Below are 14,440 nucleotides of genomic sequence, written 5' to 3'. Positions count from 1 at the left end.
TTGCCGAGCACCTTAGCGCTCACTGGAGCGGCTTGCCCTTGAGCAGCTTGCGTACCCAGTAGCGGGCCGGGTGGAGCGCCTCCAGCAGATCGGCCGCCAGCGGCAGCGGATCGCCACAGATCTCGCTGGCCAGCAGCTCGCCGCAAAGGGGCGCCGAGCAGAGTCCCCGCGAGCCGAGTGCCCCCAGCACATAGAGACCGGGATGCAGCGGCAACGGCGCGGCGTTTTGCTGATCGCCCTGCAGCCCGGCGTAGTGATCCGCCAGCTTGGTCAAGCTGGCGACTGGCCCCACCACCGGCAGGTGATCCCGGCTGGCACTGCGCACACCGACCCGGGCCTGATTGCCACTCACATCCACCTCGGCGGGCCAGCTCTGCTGCGGCAGGCAGGCTTGCAGCCGCGCCTGGTTCTGGGCCTGCTCGTCGGCGCGAAACCCGAGGTCGGTCTGGTTGCGGCCATAGCTGGCGCCGATGCAGTGGTGATCGTGGTGGGCCGGGGTGAGGTAGCCATCGTAGCAGAGCACGGTATTGAGCTTGCTCAAGTTCACCGAGGTCGGCACATGGCTCACCTGGCCGCGCACCGGGTAGAGCGGCAGTTCGGCAAAGGGGATGAGCGCAGGCAACTGATGGCCGGCGGCCACCACCAGATTGGGGGCTTGCCAGCGGCGCCCATCACGGCTCTCGATCAGCCAGCCATCGGCCTGTTCAGCCATGGCGACCACCTCGGTATTGAAAACCACCTCAAGCAGCCCGCTGGCCTGTGCCTCCTGGATGGCGGCGCGGGTGAGATCCGCCGGGCAGAGCCAGCCCCCCTGCGGATAGCTGACGCCGCCGTGACCGCAGGGCAGGCCGACCACTTGCTCCACCTCTGGCTCGGAAAGTACCTGCATCAGCTCGGGCGGGAAGGGGCCTTGCGCCATCTTGGCCAGCTTGGCGGCGGACTTGTCGTCATAGCCGAGCTGGGTGACGCCGCACAGCGAGAAGGCAATGGGGTGGCGCTCCGCCAAGGCCAGCAGTCGGTTTCTGGCAAAGCCGAAGGCCAGCGAATAGAAGCGCGACAGGGCATCGTGCTCGCCGTTGAGCAGCGGGTAGAGGGCTCCCTGCCGATTGCCGGAGGCGCCGGTCGCCGGCTCGCCATCCTGGCACAAGAGCGTCACCCTGCGGCCCCGCTCCACCAGCGAGAGCGCCGTCATGGCCGAGGCGATGCCGCCACCGATGATCAGCACCTCGCCCGCGCGGCCGGCAGGTCTGGCATACCAGGGGGCGATGGTCTGCTGTGGCTGTTTCTCTGCGCGCTCCCCGGCCAGCATCTCCCGCTTGCTGCCATGTCCTTTCACCTTCTGCATGGCAAAACCTGCGGCAATCAGGCCGCGGCGCACGAAGCCGGCACAGGTAAAGGTGGCGATGGTGGCGTGGGGACGCGCGAGGCGGGCCAGGCCGTCGAACAATGCTTGCGTCCACATCTCCGGGTTCTTGGCGGGGGAGAAGCCATCCAGATACCAGGCGTCCACCAGCCCGTCTGCCGGGTGGGGCACCTGGGGCAGCATCTCCTTGATGTCGCCGAACCAGAGGTCGAGCCGGATCCGCCCGCCGGCAAAGAGCAGCCGATGACAGCCTGCGACGGGCAGCGGCCACTGCGCGATGAGGGGCTGGCTGAAGGTGGCAAGCTCGGGCCAGGCGGCCAGCGCCTTGCGCAGATCCTCCCGGGTCAGCGGGTATTTTTCGAAGCTGATGAAGTGGAGGCGGGCACCGTTGCCGGATTGGGGCGCCTGTTCCAGAAAGGCGGCCATTGTCGCCAGAAAGTTAAGACCTGTGCCGAAACCTGTCTCACCTATCACGAAAATGTCACTATCGTGATGCGAAAATCGCGCTGGCAGCCGATTTTGCTGCAAAAAGACGTAGCGGGTTTCACTTAGACCGTTATCATTGGAAAAGTACACATCCCCGAACTCACTGGAGACTGGAGTTCCCGCTTCATTCCAGTCCAATCGGGCATGATGTAAGGATGTTTGACTCACGTTTTCCTCTGCTCGCGTCACAAAATCGCGGGCATTCTACGTGAAAGCAGACCAGTTTGGCAGCCGAAAGCGGGTAGACTTGGCGCCAGTTTTTCCAGACGAGATGAATTAATGAGAAGAGCAGTGATCACCGGTATCGGCGTCATCTCCAGTATCGGCAACAACAAGGAAGAAGTGCTGGCCTCCCTGAAAGCAGGCAAATCTGGCATCACCTATTCCGAGCAGTTCGAACAGTACAACCTGCGCAGCCGTGTCTGGGGTAACATCAAACTCGACCCGTCTGAACTGATCGACCGTAAAGTCATGCGTTTCATGGGCGATGCAGCGGCTTATGCCTATCTCTCCATGCAACAGGCCATCGAAGACGCCGGTTTGCCGGAAGAGATGGTGTCCAACGAGCGTTCCGGTATCGTGACCGGCTCCGGTGGCGCCTCCGGCAAGAACACCTCCGAGTCTGCGGATATCGCTCGTGAGAAGGGCGTCAAGCGTGTGGGCCCCTACATGGTGCCGCGCACCATGTCCTCCACCACCTCCGCCTGCCTGGCCACCCCGTTCAAGATCAAGGGTGTCAACTACACCATCAGCTCCGCTTGCGCCACCTCTGCCCACTGCATCGGTCACGCTCTGGAACTGATCCAGCTCGGCAAGCAGGACATCGTCTTCGCCGGCGGCGGCGAGGAGCTGGACTGGTCTTCCACTATCCAGTTCGATGCCATGGGCGCTCTGTCCACCAAGTACAACGACACCCCGGAAAAAGCTTCCCGTACTTATGATGCGGATCGCGACGGTTTCGTCATCTCCGGTGGCGGCGGCATCCTGGTGGTCGAGGAGCTGGAACACGCCCTGGCCCGTGGCGCCCACATCTATGCCGAGATCACCGGTTACGGTGCCACCTCCGATGGCTACGACATGGTTGCGCCGAGCGGTGAAGGCGCGGTGCGTTGCATGAAGATGGCGATGCAGGGTGTCGGCAAGGTGGATTACATCAACACCCACGGTACCTCCACTCCGGTCGGTGACACCAAGGAGCTGGAGGCCATCCAGACCCTGTTTGGCAGCAAGGCGCCCAAGCTCTCCGCCACCAAGGCCATGACCGGTCATGCCCTGGGGGCTGCCGGCGTGCACGAGGCCGTCTACTCCCTGCTGATGATGGAACACGGCTTCATCGCCCCCAGCATCAACATCGAGACCCTGGACGAGAAGGCCGAAGGCCTGCCCATCGTGCGCGCGTACGAAGAGGCGGATCTCAATACCGTCATGTCCAACAGCTTCGGCTTTGGCGGGACCAACGCCTCCCTGGTGTTCAGCAAGTTCAAGGTGTAAGGCTGATAACTATTTGATGTTATTGGGGTTTTTTTAGTTTTAATTTATGTCGACACCCCGTCATATACCCCAAAAAAGCCCAGCTATCACGCTGGGCTTTTTATTTAAAGTGCGACTTAGGATGGAAAGAGTTAAATGACATGCAATACATATAGCGAGTGACGTATGGACTCCGCTCCTTTATGATCAAAAAAAATGTCTGCATCGGCGCCATCACTCTGTTATGACAACTGTTTTTGGTATTTCTTCTCATTTTTGGTCAGTCGATTCCCTGTGGACCCCGAAAGGTTGGGGTAAGGCAGTTGACGATACGTTGTCCAGAAAATACATCCAATTCGACGGTGAGATCTCATTTTTTGCTGGGGATGAATTACCAATCTTGTTGGAGCAAGCTCACATTCTTGAAGTCGTCAGCGAAGAAGACTACATCGCCATCACAGCGCGCTTGTCTGAGAGTGGGGAAGAAATGGTGTACTTGGCAGTGGCCGAACATGACGGGAGCATCATTGAAACTGACGGCGCATTCTATAATCTGAGGAACTCTGCTTTCGTCCACTTGGGGACAGGTGGTAAGCATGCCTGTGACTTTTTTCACTATTTTGGTTGTCGAAAAAAGAAACTAAGTCAAAAAGGGTGTAACATCGTCGGCTCAATACAGTATGCTGCGCATAAAGACCCTAGCTCTGGTGGGGCAGTTACTCGAAAAGTTTGGCGCGCCAATCAACTTTATGGTCACTCTACAGTGGGCTATGATGTGCTGGCTCTAGATGACCAATACATAGCGTACTTACGTATGCGAACAGAACAAATGCTTAATACTATCAAAGGTGGCGATATGACACTTGCAACAGAAAGGGCTGCTTCCAACGGGGTTTTAGCTTCGACTCTGCGTGCTGGTCACAGCGAAAACTCTGACATGCGCAAAGTGACAGTGTCAGCCGCAGTTGCGCGTTCAGCTCGCCGTAAGGCTCGGAAAGCAGCTTTAGGCCAACAAGAATGATTAATGTATTCATGCTAGCGTGTCCCGATTTCTGATAGTGCAAGGCGCTCAGACTCCTATCCGATGAGCGCCTTCCCCTTCTTGTATTCCCTTATCCGATATCAATTCCCCAATACATTTCTTGTTACAGCATCAGCCAGTTGTCGTCGTCGCTGATCGGTTCCTCTGGTATCGCCACAAGTGGCGGCGGTTCGGGTTGCTCATTGATAGGTGGTAGATCGAGGGCTTCGCGCAGCTCGGCCGAAACGTGGGCGTATTCCTCCGGCGCGGGCATCTCGTGGCGATCCGCATATGCCGGGCCGTTGGGGTGGGCCGCCTCCCAAGTGCCGGCGTCATCGAGCCAGGCCCAGGCGTCTGATTGGATGCCCCGATCATCATCGCTCACGCTGACGGGTGCATGTGGGCCCTCAGCATTAACGACGACAACCGGGACAGATTCACGGCGAGCATATGGGACGGCGGCATAGTACATTTCGCTAGCCTGCGCCTCTGTCATATTGTCGATTTCGGCTTGCTCATCAGGTGACGCTTTGCGAAGCTGCCCGCGTATCCCGACTAGCTGCTTGTATATTTTGCTTGCCTGCTCGGGGGTGTCCGTGTCCAGAATCTCCGGCACAACCTCCCGTTGCGGTCTGGCTTCTTCCAACTTTGCTAATCTGCTTCTCACATTAGTGACCATCGCTTCTTCCCTCCAGCTGTTCTATGCGTCTGCTCAATTCGTCCATCTCTGCGATTCGGGCCACGCCCGCCATGGCTGTGAGAACCTGGGCGCCGACCACGGGGTCGAGGCGACCCTGCAGGATGGCGTTGCTGACCGCCAGCGCCTTCTCGGTGAGTGTCATCTCGGCGTCAGCGTCGTCAACTATCGCGACAGGTTCGACGCCAGGCTTTAACCTAGGCACTGTCCGATCTAGGACTAGACTGGCAGCCTGCAAGTCGCCCGATTTGGCTTTCTCGATCACCGCCTTGAGGGTGGGCAGGCTGGCATCCCTGAGTAACTTAGTTCGTGCACTTACGGCCCCCTTGGGCTTGCCCGCCGGGTTCCCGCTCTGCCCCGGTTTAAATTGTGCCATCGGCGGAACTCCTCTTTTGATGAAACTCTCGCAGAACTGGGCGAGTGAGCCGGGGGTGTCTGGCATGATGCTCGAGGAGGTGAAAGTGGATCACGTCCTCGAGAACTGAAGGGATAGGCCCGTCATTCAGCAACTCTTTGATCACGTCGAGGGGTATCAACAAATTCATGCCTGCATCCCTCCTGCATTTTTCAGCCATTCGCCGAACCGATGAAAGAGTCTCCACGCTTCTCTGGACGTGTCGCCACGCTTTTGAGCGAAGAGGGTTTGGGCCAAGTTGGCTTCTACCAGTGCAGCGAGCACCGGGTTACATGGCCCGCTCATTGCTTTGCTGATGGCTTCCAAGGTCATCGGGGCGAGTGTTGCAAGAGTCTCGTGCTCTGCACCACTGAGGGCCAGACGGGCGGGGCAATTGCGGTCGCTGCCAGTGGTCAGCAAGAGCGCCTCTATGGCGGCGGCGCGTGATCGGTAGCCCATCGCATCGAGGGATGAGAGGGTGCCCTCGTGCAGCCATAGGGAGGTTTGACGGTAGCCCTTCTCCGTCAGGCGCTGGCGGTAGGCGGTTATGTGATCCATGGTCGTCTCCACTTTCTCAAGGGTGTGACTACATATTAACCGCTCATTACTGTAAACCGAAATACTTATTTATTTTCAATGCGTTATAAAATTATTGAGCATGGCGGCGGCAGGGGGTGCCATTGAGATTGCATCGGGGGCACGTTGGGAGCGGGAGTCCGCCCTCAATTTGAGGGCCGCGGCGCCCAGGTTCTCACTCTTGCATTGCAGGAGTCCGCTAGCGGCTGGGTTAACGTTGGGAGCGGGAATTCACGCTTCAAATGGCAGGTTTGGCCACAGGGGAGGGGGACTTGTAGCGCTGTAGCACTTGTAGCACCAGTTCCATAAACTATTCTGTGATTCTCTATCACACTGCTAGGCACCCTCATATATAGCCCTAATAAATACTTTTTAGAAAAAAGCGCTACAAGTGCTACAAAACTAGCTGAGGCCTTATGTGGCGCGGCTTCCGTGGGATTTTCCCCGCGCTACAAAAGCGCTACTGTAGCGCTACACCCAACCCGCTAGACCGAGGCCGTTAAAGTTACGATAACTAGAATTAAAGATACGATAACTCTGTCGCCCATTGTGTGGGCTCTCATCTGCTACAAGTGCTACAAAGTGCTACAAAAAAAAGCCCGGCACAGTGGCCGGGTCTCATCATTATGCGGTGAGTGGTATCACGTTATCCGGAGCCATCGGTATCCCTCGTATCCGGACACCTTCCCAACCGCGCTTCACGCCACCATCAATTCTTATGCTTTTGCTCATCGGCCCTTTCCCCTGCAATGTCTCGGCCAGACTTTTCAGGAAAGCCCTCCGATCCATGCGCACTGTGATACCGGCCCGCACGGCCCATAACACGTATGCGGAATAGATCGCCTCGCTGCTAGCCTTACCGTCAGCCTCGATCAGTAGGCATTCCTCCACAAACTCTAGCAGGGGGCTTGCCGCACTCTCGATGCTGTCCATAGCACTAAGCGAGCTCTCGGGCAGTACGAAGCGCCCGCGAACTGCCAGCCGGCGCAGCCCTTCGACGGCCCAAGCTGCAATAGCTGGTAGCTCGGCTATTAGCTTCTCTAAAAGAGCCGGATCTTCTTTGCCAAAGAATGTTTTGCTGAACACTAGAGGGATCCATCTGCCCGCCATCGCACCCGAGTCGTCAAAATCGCCAGGCAGGCGGTTAGAGGCGGTCAATATTTTGCAAGTCGCCCGCCCTGTCCATGGGGTTTGCGTGTAAAGCATTTTTACGCTCATGGCATCCCCCGCGGTGATCTTCAAAAAGCATTCTCTCACGCCCCTCGCATCGTCGCGCTTGGGGGTGCCTGCGTCCGCATCTATGGCGACTTGGGCGTCCTTGATACTAGCCAAAGTCTTGCAGTCGTTGAGGGTGGAGAACTCAAAAGGGGAGGCCTGCTCAGGGCTAAGGAGTGCTTGCAACACGTTGAGCACAGTTCCCTTACCCGCGCGTTTTGGCCCAACAATACACATCGCCTTTTGGATGCCGAGATTGTCGTTGCACAGGCACCAGCCCATCATTTCCTGTAGTAGCTCAACGCGCTCGGGTTCACCTTCGAACAGGTCTAGTAACCATCTCTCCCATACTGCGGGGCGCACACCGGGGATGTATTCGACGGACAGTGTCGAGGTGTTGCCGTTCGCCGGGCTATGGGGGGTTATAGCACCGGTGAGCGGATCGAGAGCCCCGTTATTGAAAAATACGTTGCGGGTGATCTGAGTGCTCGGCATGGAGGGGGCAAGGATCCTGAGAACGTCGGCTGTGCCATTGATCCGACCGCTGCTGGTCTTTGCGCCTGCTCCTGTCATCGCATTAGCTATAACTCGTTTCACATGGCGATCCTCTGCTCGCTGCCAAGCCCGCCCATTCCACCATCGTAAAGCCCCCGCATTCTCGATTGCCAAGCGCCCGTGTGAAGCGGTAAGCACTGCGCGGGCGTCGATTTCGTGATCTCCAGTCCCAGCAAATCCGCATCCAGGATCGTATGTCTCGAAATCCTGTACAACAGGAGGTTGTGCCACTTTGCCGGCAGCCTCTTGAGTGCGTTTGGCTGCGTCTTGGTAAACTTCCACCTGCCACCCGATGGTTTTTCTTATGATGGTCTCTGCATAATTGCGCTCATCCCACTTGTCACGCATCAGGCCCGACTGACGGAACAGTCGATCCATGCGCTCGGCGTTGCATCCTGTCCAAAAGGCCAAGTGTTGCAGGAGCGCGGCATCGGCCCGGCTATGGTCAAACGGTTCGGTGCCTTGGTCGTGCGGGTAGGCTACGCCAAGCGCGTCCTCATCACACTCCCAAAGCTGCTTGAAAGTGACTCCGGCGCCAAAACGGCTGCGCATGGAAGCGGATCGCATCGCCATCTTGAGCAGCTCTGCGTCATCCTCTGGGCCAGACCAGTCTTCGCGTGGCCCTTCGGTCAGATCTACTTCGCTAATAACCACACGCTCGCCGAGATAGTCATCAAAGATGGCGTTGAGCTCTGTTTGCAGGTCGGTGCCATCAATGCCAGTCGCCTGAGTGCCGGTAAGGGCAACAAAGCGGTTGCCGCCCTCACCTGGGTAGATATCAAAGCCTGCAGCAGATTTACAACGACGCCCGGCTGGCGGGGTGCCAGTGCCAATAATGTGGACGCCGCGTCCGGATTGTGACACTTCGACGAATGCTCCTGGGAGGCGGGCGATCAGCTCGTTGGTGATGTCGTTCCACTTGCCGTCGTGTAGCGCGTCGTCGATATCCACGAAGAACATGCCGGTTTCTTGAGTAAACACGAAGCCGAGGCCGGCCAGGCCAGGGTTTGCCGCTAGATAGTCACAAGCCTGCTGGAATGAGCCCCAGTCCGACGGTTCGTTATTTCTGTTGGCCCCGCCCGTTATTGGGCTTATAGGCAGCTTTTTTGTCTTGCCGCCTGCTTGTGGTACTGCACGCCAGCAGACCCAATTCTGGTGGCAAAATGCGGCGACAGGCATATGCTCGGCCAGTTGGGATTCTAAGGGAAAAGAGTTGAGCATCTGGGAGTTGTTGTCCATAATGATCCTGCTTCTATGAGAGAGACGGGGTGCGACCCGTTTTTTGAATGATGGAAAGCCCGATCATTGCTGATCGGGCTTTTTGTTTGTCTGCTGAAGCTGGCGGGCTGCCATTTCGCGAATTGCTTGACGGATGATCTTGGAGGGGGTGCTGCCGGTAGCCGCCACGAGCTGATTGAGCGGATCGCGGGCTTCGTTCGGGCGGAAGGTGATTGTCTGTGCCATAGGGGTCTACTCCTCGAAGTGTGTTTGAGGAATAGTAAGACGTAGGGTAGGCCTTGGTCAATTCGTTTTTATATTTACCCTATTTTTTAATATATCATGCAGCTCCAGCAAGCGCAACTATTTTATTCCCCTGCTCTGATAATTTGTTATGACAAGCGCGGCAGCCCTCCATGCAGCGCTATCTCAGGGGTTCCATGATTTTACTCGAGCAGCTTTACCCCATTGGATACCACTCGAACGGATCATCGACCAAATAACGTGGGCGAGCGCCAGCGGGAGGCAACGCTTCTTTGAGCTCATCGGCTTTATTGAAAGAGGCTCCTATACGATAGAACGGCAGGCCGTCAGGGTGGACAATTTTGGCTGGATAGAGCTGCTTTCCATGAGGCTGGGGGCCTAATGCTGCACACTTGGGACACCCTGCGCCTCTAAGGTGGTGCGCTACTGGGTGGATATTATGCAGCACTCCATGCACTTCGCACCCGATGAGTACGTCGGTAATCCTGTCTCCATACTCCCGCAAAAAGCGATATTTCAAAAGCTGGGGGAACCAGCAAACTTGGATCGGCCCCACGGTGTGCATCGCCCGGGCCGCTTCCAGATAGCTTTCCTCGGTGTAATCAGCCAGCCCAGAGCAGCCAGGGCACCCCAACCAGTCTGTGAGCTGGCGGGTTGTGTCCACAAAGAAGCCCATCTGGTGCACTTCGCAGAATTTGTGGGCGGTGTTAACTTTGCGCCCGGTGACGATGCGGTATCGTTCGCCGAACACAAAACGGCGGGCTTTGTCGAACTCTTCTAAGGTGAAAGCCACGGTGTGCTCCTTATGCTGCCAGTTTGTAGGCTTCGGCCAGTGTGAAACCAGCCGCGATGGCCTCGAGATAGATCTGCTCCTCAACATCGCGGGGAACGGTGTCCCTGCTGGCTGCTATTCGTTGCCACACGCGCTCCCAGACAGCCACGGCGTCTAGGTCGAGAATGTCGCATACCCTGTGCCACATCTCGGGGAGATTGTCATGGCTCCATGTGCTGAAATCGCGGTAAGCGTCGAGCCCGCAGTCTCCTTTGTCCACCCGTCCGGTGTCGAATGCGGCGTTTGACGCCCCAAGCGCTATGTCATTGATCCATTGCTGGAGCACGGCGGCCCACATCTGGCGCCCGGCCCTATCAAGCTGCTGCGCGATGGTCATGAAACCTCCTAAGCCAGTTAGTAGCTGCAATATCCTCATGGTCGCCATCAGATAGGCGTAGAAAGTCGGCGCCCAAGCGTCGGGCCTGCCAGCTCACGAGGCGCCACGGGATTAGTTCGTCACGTTGCCCCGCAATGAGCAGGGCGGGACACGCCAGAGGGCGTAACGCTGGCAAGGCCGGGAGCTCGGTCACACTGGCAGCCAGGGCAAGTCGCAGAGCTCCACGCCGTGCAGCTTCGAGGCGGTGGCGCGGTTGATTGAGTCCAAGGGCTGGGCTTGTGCAAATTACAGCAGAGGGGGCACACTTCATCGCGGCGAGCCATGCGACGCTCGCTCCCAGACTGTGGCCGACAATGAGCGACGGGCGCACTCGGGCGATCTCTTCAACTAGCGCGGGGATTTCTGCCAGGGTGTAGCCGCCGAAATAATGGGTAGGCTGCCAGCCTTTTGCCTTCTCACTCCCTTGTGAGCAAGAGCCAAACCCGCCGATATATACGTTGGTCATGCTTGGCTTCTCCACAAGATTCGGGCCACTGTAGCCCAGCACCAAAAGCCCCCACGCCAAGAGAAGCATCGACCTTGTTCAGCCATGAGTAGGTTAGTTTTGATGGGGAAATCTACCGGGATGGCGAACCAGTCGCCGCGAGGCCAAGCTCTGGCCATCCACACGCCTCGGCGATATGAATGCAGGCGTCCAGCGTGTACCAGTCCGGCAGATGGTAGCGGGAGGGTAAGGGGGCCGATCCGCGCCCCCATCTTGATAGCGATTCGAGCGGCCCCCATACCGTTAACCCTCCGCAGCGGCCATCAGTGCAGGCTGTTCTGCCGCAACGATTTTGAAGGCTTCAACGTAGCTTTGGCCCGTCTTCTGGCGTCTCGCCTGCACAAGTTCGTTCAACTTCGCCGCCGCCTCTTGGCGGGCTGCGTGGTTGACCTGTGCGGCCCCTTTACTCATATCGGTGGCCGTAGTGTGGATGCCGTACAACTGGCGGCCAGTCTCACTTTTATAGACAGCATCCAGGGCTTCGCTCATGCTGCACCCGGTATCGGCGCGGCGCTGCTTAACGAGCGCATCGAGCATCGCCCCGGCGGTTTCAGCTTGCTTGCGGAACATGCCACACACATCCACACCAGCCTGCTTTTTCAGGGCAATGAGGGCCTGCTCCTGTGCCGGGTCAGTCACGAATGACAGCTCGCCCAGCTTGAACGCAACGGCGCGTTGGCGCTGCGTGCCCTCGGTGAATCGCATCTTGGCCACATCAGCCCACTTGGCCATACCTCCCACTGAATAGCCGCGGATCTGGCCAGCTTCCAGACGCTGGCGGGTACCGGCGTCCGTGGCTTCACACCCTACGATCACCCCGTATCGGTCGGTTTGGATGCCGAGCGCCTGTGCGATGCTCGGAACTAGCGGAAAGGCGAACCGAACTGCGCCGACTTGCTTCCCGCTATGCTGCTCAAGCATCGGTGCGCCAGATGCAAGAAACTCGCACCATGCACCGATCACCATGCCTTCATCATCCAGTGCTTGGTTGTCGGTATCGAAGGCCGCGGCCCCTGATGCGTCATGCGTGATCTGAGCCCAGCCCCAAAACAGGCCGGGAGTTACCCCGGCGCTAATCATGCTGCACCTCCAGTCGCTTCAAGCAGCTCTCGCTCCAGACGCTCAAAAGCGCCCCGGAAGCCAACGGACATGCCGGGAGCACCTTCACGGATGACAACCCGAGTGGGGGAAAGCAAGTATCTGACACCTGCGGCGACCAGATCGCCCTGGAGCAAATGCGGTTTGCTGCGAGGCCCTTGACCGGAATAGACGAGATCGATGCCGTAGCTGTGCTTTGCAGTGAACACGACACCGTGCCCCGCAGCGTCCATCGCTTCCATTTCCCGCTCACAAGCTGCCACCTCAAGGAGCGCAGCATGGAGGCGGGCCTCCAGAGCATCGAGCCCTTCGACGGCTGTACGGATGCGCGGCAGTTGCTCGAGGGCACCGGCCAGACGCTCGGCCTCTTTAGCCTCGATCTGACGTGCAATGGCCTGTTTGATTGCGCCGTCCAGATGTTCCAGATCCAGAGCTGCTTGCCGCTGTTCGAGGGTGGCTTGTTTCAGCTTGGCAGCCGCCGCTTCATCGCCCATGTGAGCGTCGAGGGCTACAGCTTCCGCTGCTGCCTTAGCATTATCACAGGCAGAACAAAGGGCGGCCCGCTTCTCTTGCAGTTGAGCGACAGTTGCCGCCCATTCCTGGCTGGTCTTGGTTGTTTTATTCATCGCGCAATCTCCTGAATTTTAAGGGCGTTGATGCTTTCGAGGGGGATCCGGGTGCAGCGGGTGCCTATACGAACAGCTTTAAGCTCGCCACTGTGGATAAGCGCGTAAACGGTGGTTTTGCCGATCTGTAGCGCTTCACATGTCTGCTTGATGGTCAGAAAGCGCGGCAGTTGTTCGCTCATGTTCGTTAAGGCTCCGTGTGGTTCGTGGAGCCTATTATCTCAACATGGTAAAATGATAACAAGTTATTGATTTATATAAAATAATTGCGCGAAGTGGCGTAAGTCTGGGGCTAGAGTGTCGAGGTGGTTTGCCCAGATTTGCATCATGAAGCGTCTCTCAGGCAGGTACTCGGCTCGGTTATAGACGCCTCTGATCGTGCCCGGCACGTGGGCGAGCTGGCGCTCAATCCAGTCAGGATGAAATGGGCGGTTGATCTTGGTTATGTCGCCGTATTCGTCACGCTCGAGCACTTCGTAATGACCGTTCAGCCATGAGGATGAGAAATGGCGGATTGAGTGGGGTGTGTGGCGGCCTTGTAGACCAGCCCCGCACACCGCCCCGCTGATGCTGTTCGAGCTGATCGGCCCTTCTCTGCGTTGGCTCGGGAAAAGCCAAGGGCCTCGGCGGGGCAGTGCTTTTAGGAATGCCAGAGCTTGTCGAGGTAGTGGGCGGGTGGTAGCTAGGCCCATCTTCATTCGTTCACCGGGGATCGTCCAAGTGCCGGCATCAAGGTCGAACTCATCCCAGCGGGCGCCAGCAGCTTCGCCTGGGCGGCAAAGAGTCCACCACTGCAATATGTAGGCGCCCTTCACTTCTGCCCCGGCTGGGCCGCCAAGAACAGCGCTGATAATTTCGCCGATCTCATTCTCTACAAGCTCCGGGTGTGGTTGTGGGCGCTTGGCTCCCATTTTGAACTCGGCCCCACGCAAAGGCGTATCGGACAAGTGTTCAGGGACGGCTTCGAGCAGGCAGCGGGAAACATACTGCTTGAGACGGCGGGCTAACACTGGCGCCGTGTCACTATATTTCTCAATGTGAGGTTTTATATGTCCGATCGTCAGATCTGCGAGCCTAACGTCTGCCACGCTGCCAAGGATGCGAGTAAAAGCGCTCCGAACTTGACGCACTGCTGCTGGATGAAGTGGCTGGCGGCCACCATCGCTACGTGATACGCCGCTCTTGGGGTCATCCAGCCAGCGGTAAAACCACTCCCCAAAGGTCACGCTTTCAGTTGCCGACCCGCCATTCTGGCGATATGCGCTCATGGTGGGATCTTTCCTAAAGCTCTCGCTCATCTCGTGGGCTTTATCACGAGCCGCTGCCAGTGTGGTCGCCGGATAGGAGCCAATAGTCAGAGTGGAGTCTTTGCCATTGTGGCGATAGCGCCAGCGCCACCATTTGCATAGAACCTCCCTTGTTCCGCCATCGGCTTTGTTCTGGTTGACCATGCGCGCTTCGAGAAGGAGCCCTGGGGTAGCTCCGTCTGATTTGCGGGCGAGCTTCTTACCTGCCGCAGGTTTGAGAGCGTCGCAACTTTTCGGCGTGAGGGGCATTGTGATACGGGGCATTTGGTAGTCTCCTCTGTTTAGGGGTATTTTACCCCACAGATACCCCAAAGGCTAACGACTACACCCGAACCAAGGTGAGCTATTGCGAACTACGTGCGCAACTATTTTATATGTAAATCAGTGCTTAACGTTCATTGTTGGCTTTTGGCGAACATCATTGCTTGTACTCAGCA

14 protein-coding genes are annotated in these 14,440 nt (G+C 57.7%); 2 read left to right on the top strand and 12 right to left on the bottom strand.

Annotation, left to right across the window (positions count from 1 at the left end):
- Nucleotides 1-19: 19 nt before the first annotated feature.
- Nucleotides 20-2,038 carry a bifunctional tRNA (5-methylaminomethyl-2-thiouridine)(34)-methyltransferase MnmD/FAD-dependent 5-carboxymethylaminomethyl-2-thiouridine(34) oxidoreductase MnmC gene (mnmC, locus tag PG900_RS04355; protein ID WP_270830994.1) on the bottom strand — a complete coding sequence of 673 codons (2,019 nt, stop codon included), beginning with the start codon at nt 2,036-2,038 and terminating at the stop codon, nt 20-22.
- Between the two features lie 90 nt (nt 2,039-2,128).
- On the opposite strand from mnmC, the gene fabB reads away from it, so the two are divergent.
- Both fabB and PG900_RS04345 read left to right on the top strand, forming a co-directional pair.
- On the top strand, nt 2,129-3,340 hold the full coding sequence (gene fabB / locus PG900_RS04350) for a beta-ketoacyl-ACP synthase I (RefSeq protein WP_270830993.1): 1,212 nt from the start codon (nt 2,129-2,131) through the stop codon (nt 3,338-3,340).
- A 223-nt stretch (nt 3,341-3,563) separates the two neighbouring features.
- Nucleotides 3,564-4,340, top strand: coding sequence for a hypothetical protein (locus PG900_RS04345; protein ID WP_270830992.1), 777 nt, complete (start codon nt 3,564-3,566; stop codon nt 4,338-4,340).
- A gap of 124 nt (nt 4,341-4,464) precedes the next feature.
- Here PG900_RS04345 and PG900_RS04340 read toward each other — a convergent pair whose 3' ends face one another.
- The 11 genes from PG900_RS04340 to PG900_RS04290 form a co-directional block, all read right to left on the bottom strand.
- Nucleotides 4,465-5,019 carry a hypothetical protein gene (locus PG900_RS04340; protein ID WP_270830991.1) on the bottom strand — a complete coding sequence of 185 codons (555 nt, stop codon included), beginning with the start codon at nt 5,017-5,019 and terminating at the stop codon, nt 4,465-4,467.
- Nucleotides 5,009-5,413 (bottom strand): DUF5681 domain-containing protein, encoded by a 405-nt coding sequence (locus tag PG900_RS04335; protein ID WP_270830990.1) that lies wholly within the window; start codon nt 5,411-5,413, stop codon nt 5,009-5,011. Before PG900_RS04335 ends, PG900_RS04340 begins: the two co-directional genes overlap by 11 nt.
- A 165-nt stretch (nt 5,414-5,578) precedes the next feature.
- Complete coding sequence (locus tag PG900_RS04330) at nt 5,579-5,989, bottom strand: hypothetical protein (RefSeq protein WP_270830989.1); 411 nt, start codon at nt 5,987-5,989, stop codon at nt 5,579-5,581.
- Between the two features lie 642 nt (nt 5,990-6,631).
- Entirely contained in the window at nt 6,632-9,016 is a 2,385-nt protein-coding gene (locus PG900_RS04325; protein ID WP_270830988.1) for a phage/plasmid primase, P4 family, read from the bottom strand.
- Nucleotides 9,017-9,079: 63 nt separating this feature from the next.
- Nucleotides 9,080-9,241 carry a hypothetical protein gene (locus tag PG900_RS04320; protein ID WP_270830987.1) on the bottom strand — a complete coding sequence of 54 codons (162 nt, stop codon included), beginning with the start codon at nt 9,239-9,241 and terminating at the stop codon, nt 9,080-9,082.
- Between the two features lie 214 nt (nt 9,242-9,455).
- Complete coding sequence (locus PG900_RS04315; protein ID WP_270830986.1) at nt 9,456-10,052, bottom strand: hypothetical protein; 597 nt, start codon at nt 10,050-10,052, stop codon at nt 9,456-9,458.
- A 10-nt stretch (nt 10,053-10,062) separates the two neighbouring features.
- The gene (locus tag PG900_RS04310; RefSeq protein ID WP_270830985.1) at nt 10,063-10,428 is read right to left on the bottom strand and encodes a hypothetical protein; all 366 of its coding nucleotides are present in this window, start codon (nt 10,426-10,428) and stop codon (nt 10,063-10,065) included.
- Between the two features lie 787 nt (nt 10,429-11,215).
- Nucleotides 11,216-12,052 carry a hypothetical protein gene (locus PG900_RS04305; protein ID WP_270830984.1) on the bottom strand — a complete coding sequence of 279 codons (837 nt, stop codon included), beginning with the start codon at nt 12,050-12,052 and terminating at the stop codon, nt 11,216-11,218.
- Nucleotides 12,049-12,696, bottom strand: coding sequence for a hypothetical protein (locus PG900_RS04300; RefSeq protein ID WP_270830983.1), 648 nt, complete (start codon nt 12,694-12,696; stop codon nt 12,049-12,051). Before PG900_RS04300 ends, PG900_RS04305 begins: the two co-directional genes overlap by 4 nt.
- Nucleotides 12,693-12,878 (bottom strand): helix-turn-helix transcriptional regulator, encoded by a 186-nt coding sequence (locus tag PG900_RS04295; RefSeq protein ID WP_270830982.1) that lies wholly within the window; start codon nt 12,876-12,878, stop codon nt 12,693-12,695. The genes PG900_RS04300 and PG900_RS04295 overlap by 4 nt, the downstream gene beginning before the upstream one ends.
- Nucleotides 12,879-12,941: 63 nt before the next feature.
- On the bottom strand, nt 12,942-14,267 hold the full coding sequence (locus PG900_RS04290; RefSeq protein WP_270830981.1) for a site-specific integrase: 1,326 nt from the start codon (nt 14,265-14,267) through the stop codon (nt 12,942-12,944).
- Between the last annotated feature and the right edge of the window lie 173 nt (nt 14,268-14,440).

The organism is Aeromonas sp. QDB03, from assembly GCF_027707985.1.
Taxonomy (GTDB): Bacteria; Pseudomonadota; Gammaproteobacteria; order Enterobacterales; family Aeromonadaceae; genus Aeromonas; species Aeromonas hydrophila.
Note: the sequence above shows the minus strand (reverse complement) of the source record. Positions and strands in the feature narration are given on the sequence as shown.

Excerpts from the sequence above, each read along its gene's own strand:
- PG900_RS04330 (WP_270830989.1), bottom strand. The coding sequence starts at position 5,989 with ATGGATCACATAACCGCCTACCGCCAGCGCCTGACGGAGAAGGGCTAC.
- PG900_RS04325 (WP_270830988.1), bottom strand. The coding sequence starts at position 9,016 with ATGGACAACAACTCCCAGATGCTCAACTCTTTTCCCTTAGAATCCCAA.
- PG900_RS04305 (WP_270830984.1), bottom strand. The coding sequence starts at position 12,052 with ATGATTAGCGCCGGGGTAACTCCCGGCCTGTTTTGGGGCTGGGCTCAG.
- PG900_RS04340 (WP_270830991.1), bottom strand. The coding sequence starts at position 5,019 with ATGGTCACTAATGTGAGAAGCAGATTAGCAAAGTTGGAAGAAGCCAGA.
- PG900_RS04300 (WP_270830983.1), bottom strand. The coding sequence starts at position 12,696 with ATGAATAAAACAACCAAGACCAGCCAGGAATGGGCGGCAACTGTCGCT.
- PG900_RS04320 (WP_270830987.1), bottom strand. The coding sequence starts at position 9,241 with ATGGCACAGACAATCACCTTCCGCCCGAACGAAGCCCGCGATCCGCTC.
- PG900_RS04295 (WP_270830982.1), bottom strand. The coding sequence starts at position 12,878 with ATGAGCGAACAACTGCCGCGCTTTCTGACCATCAAGCAGACATGTGAA.
- PG900_RS04290 (WP_270830981.1), bottom strand. The coding sequence starts at position 14,267 with ATGCCCCGTATCACAATGCCCCTCACGCCGAAAAGTTGCGACGCTCTC.
- fabB (WP_270830993.1), top strand. The coding sequence starts at position 2,129 with ATGAGAAGAGCAGTGATCACCGGTATCGGCGTCATCTCCAGTATCGGC.
- PG900_RS04345 (WP_270830992.1), top strand. The coding sequence starts at position 3,564 with ATGACAACTGTTTTTGGTATTTCTTCTCATTTTTGGTCAGTCGATTCC.
- PG900_RS04335 (WP_270830990.1), bottom strand. The coding sequence starts at position 5,413 with ATGGCACAATTTAAACCGGGGCAGAGCGGGAACCCGGCGGGCAAGCCC.
- PG900_RS04310 (WP_270830985.1), bottom strand. The coding sequence starts at position 10,428 with ATGACCATCGCGCAGCAGCTTGATAGGGCCGGGCGCCAGATGTGGGCC.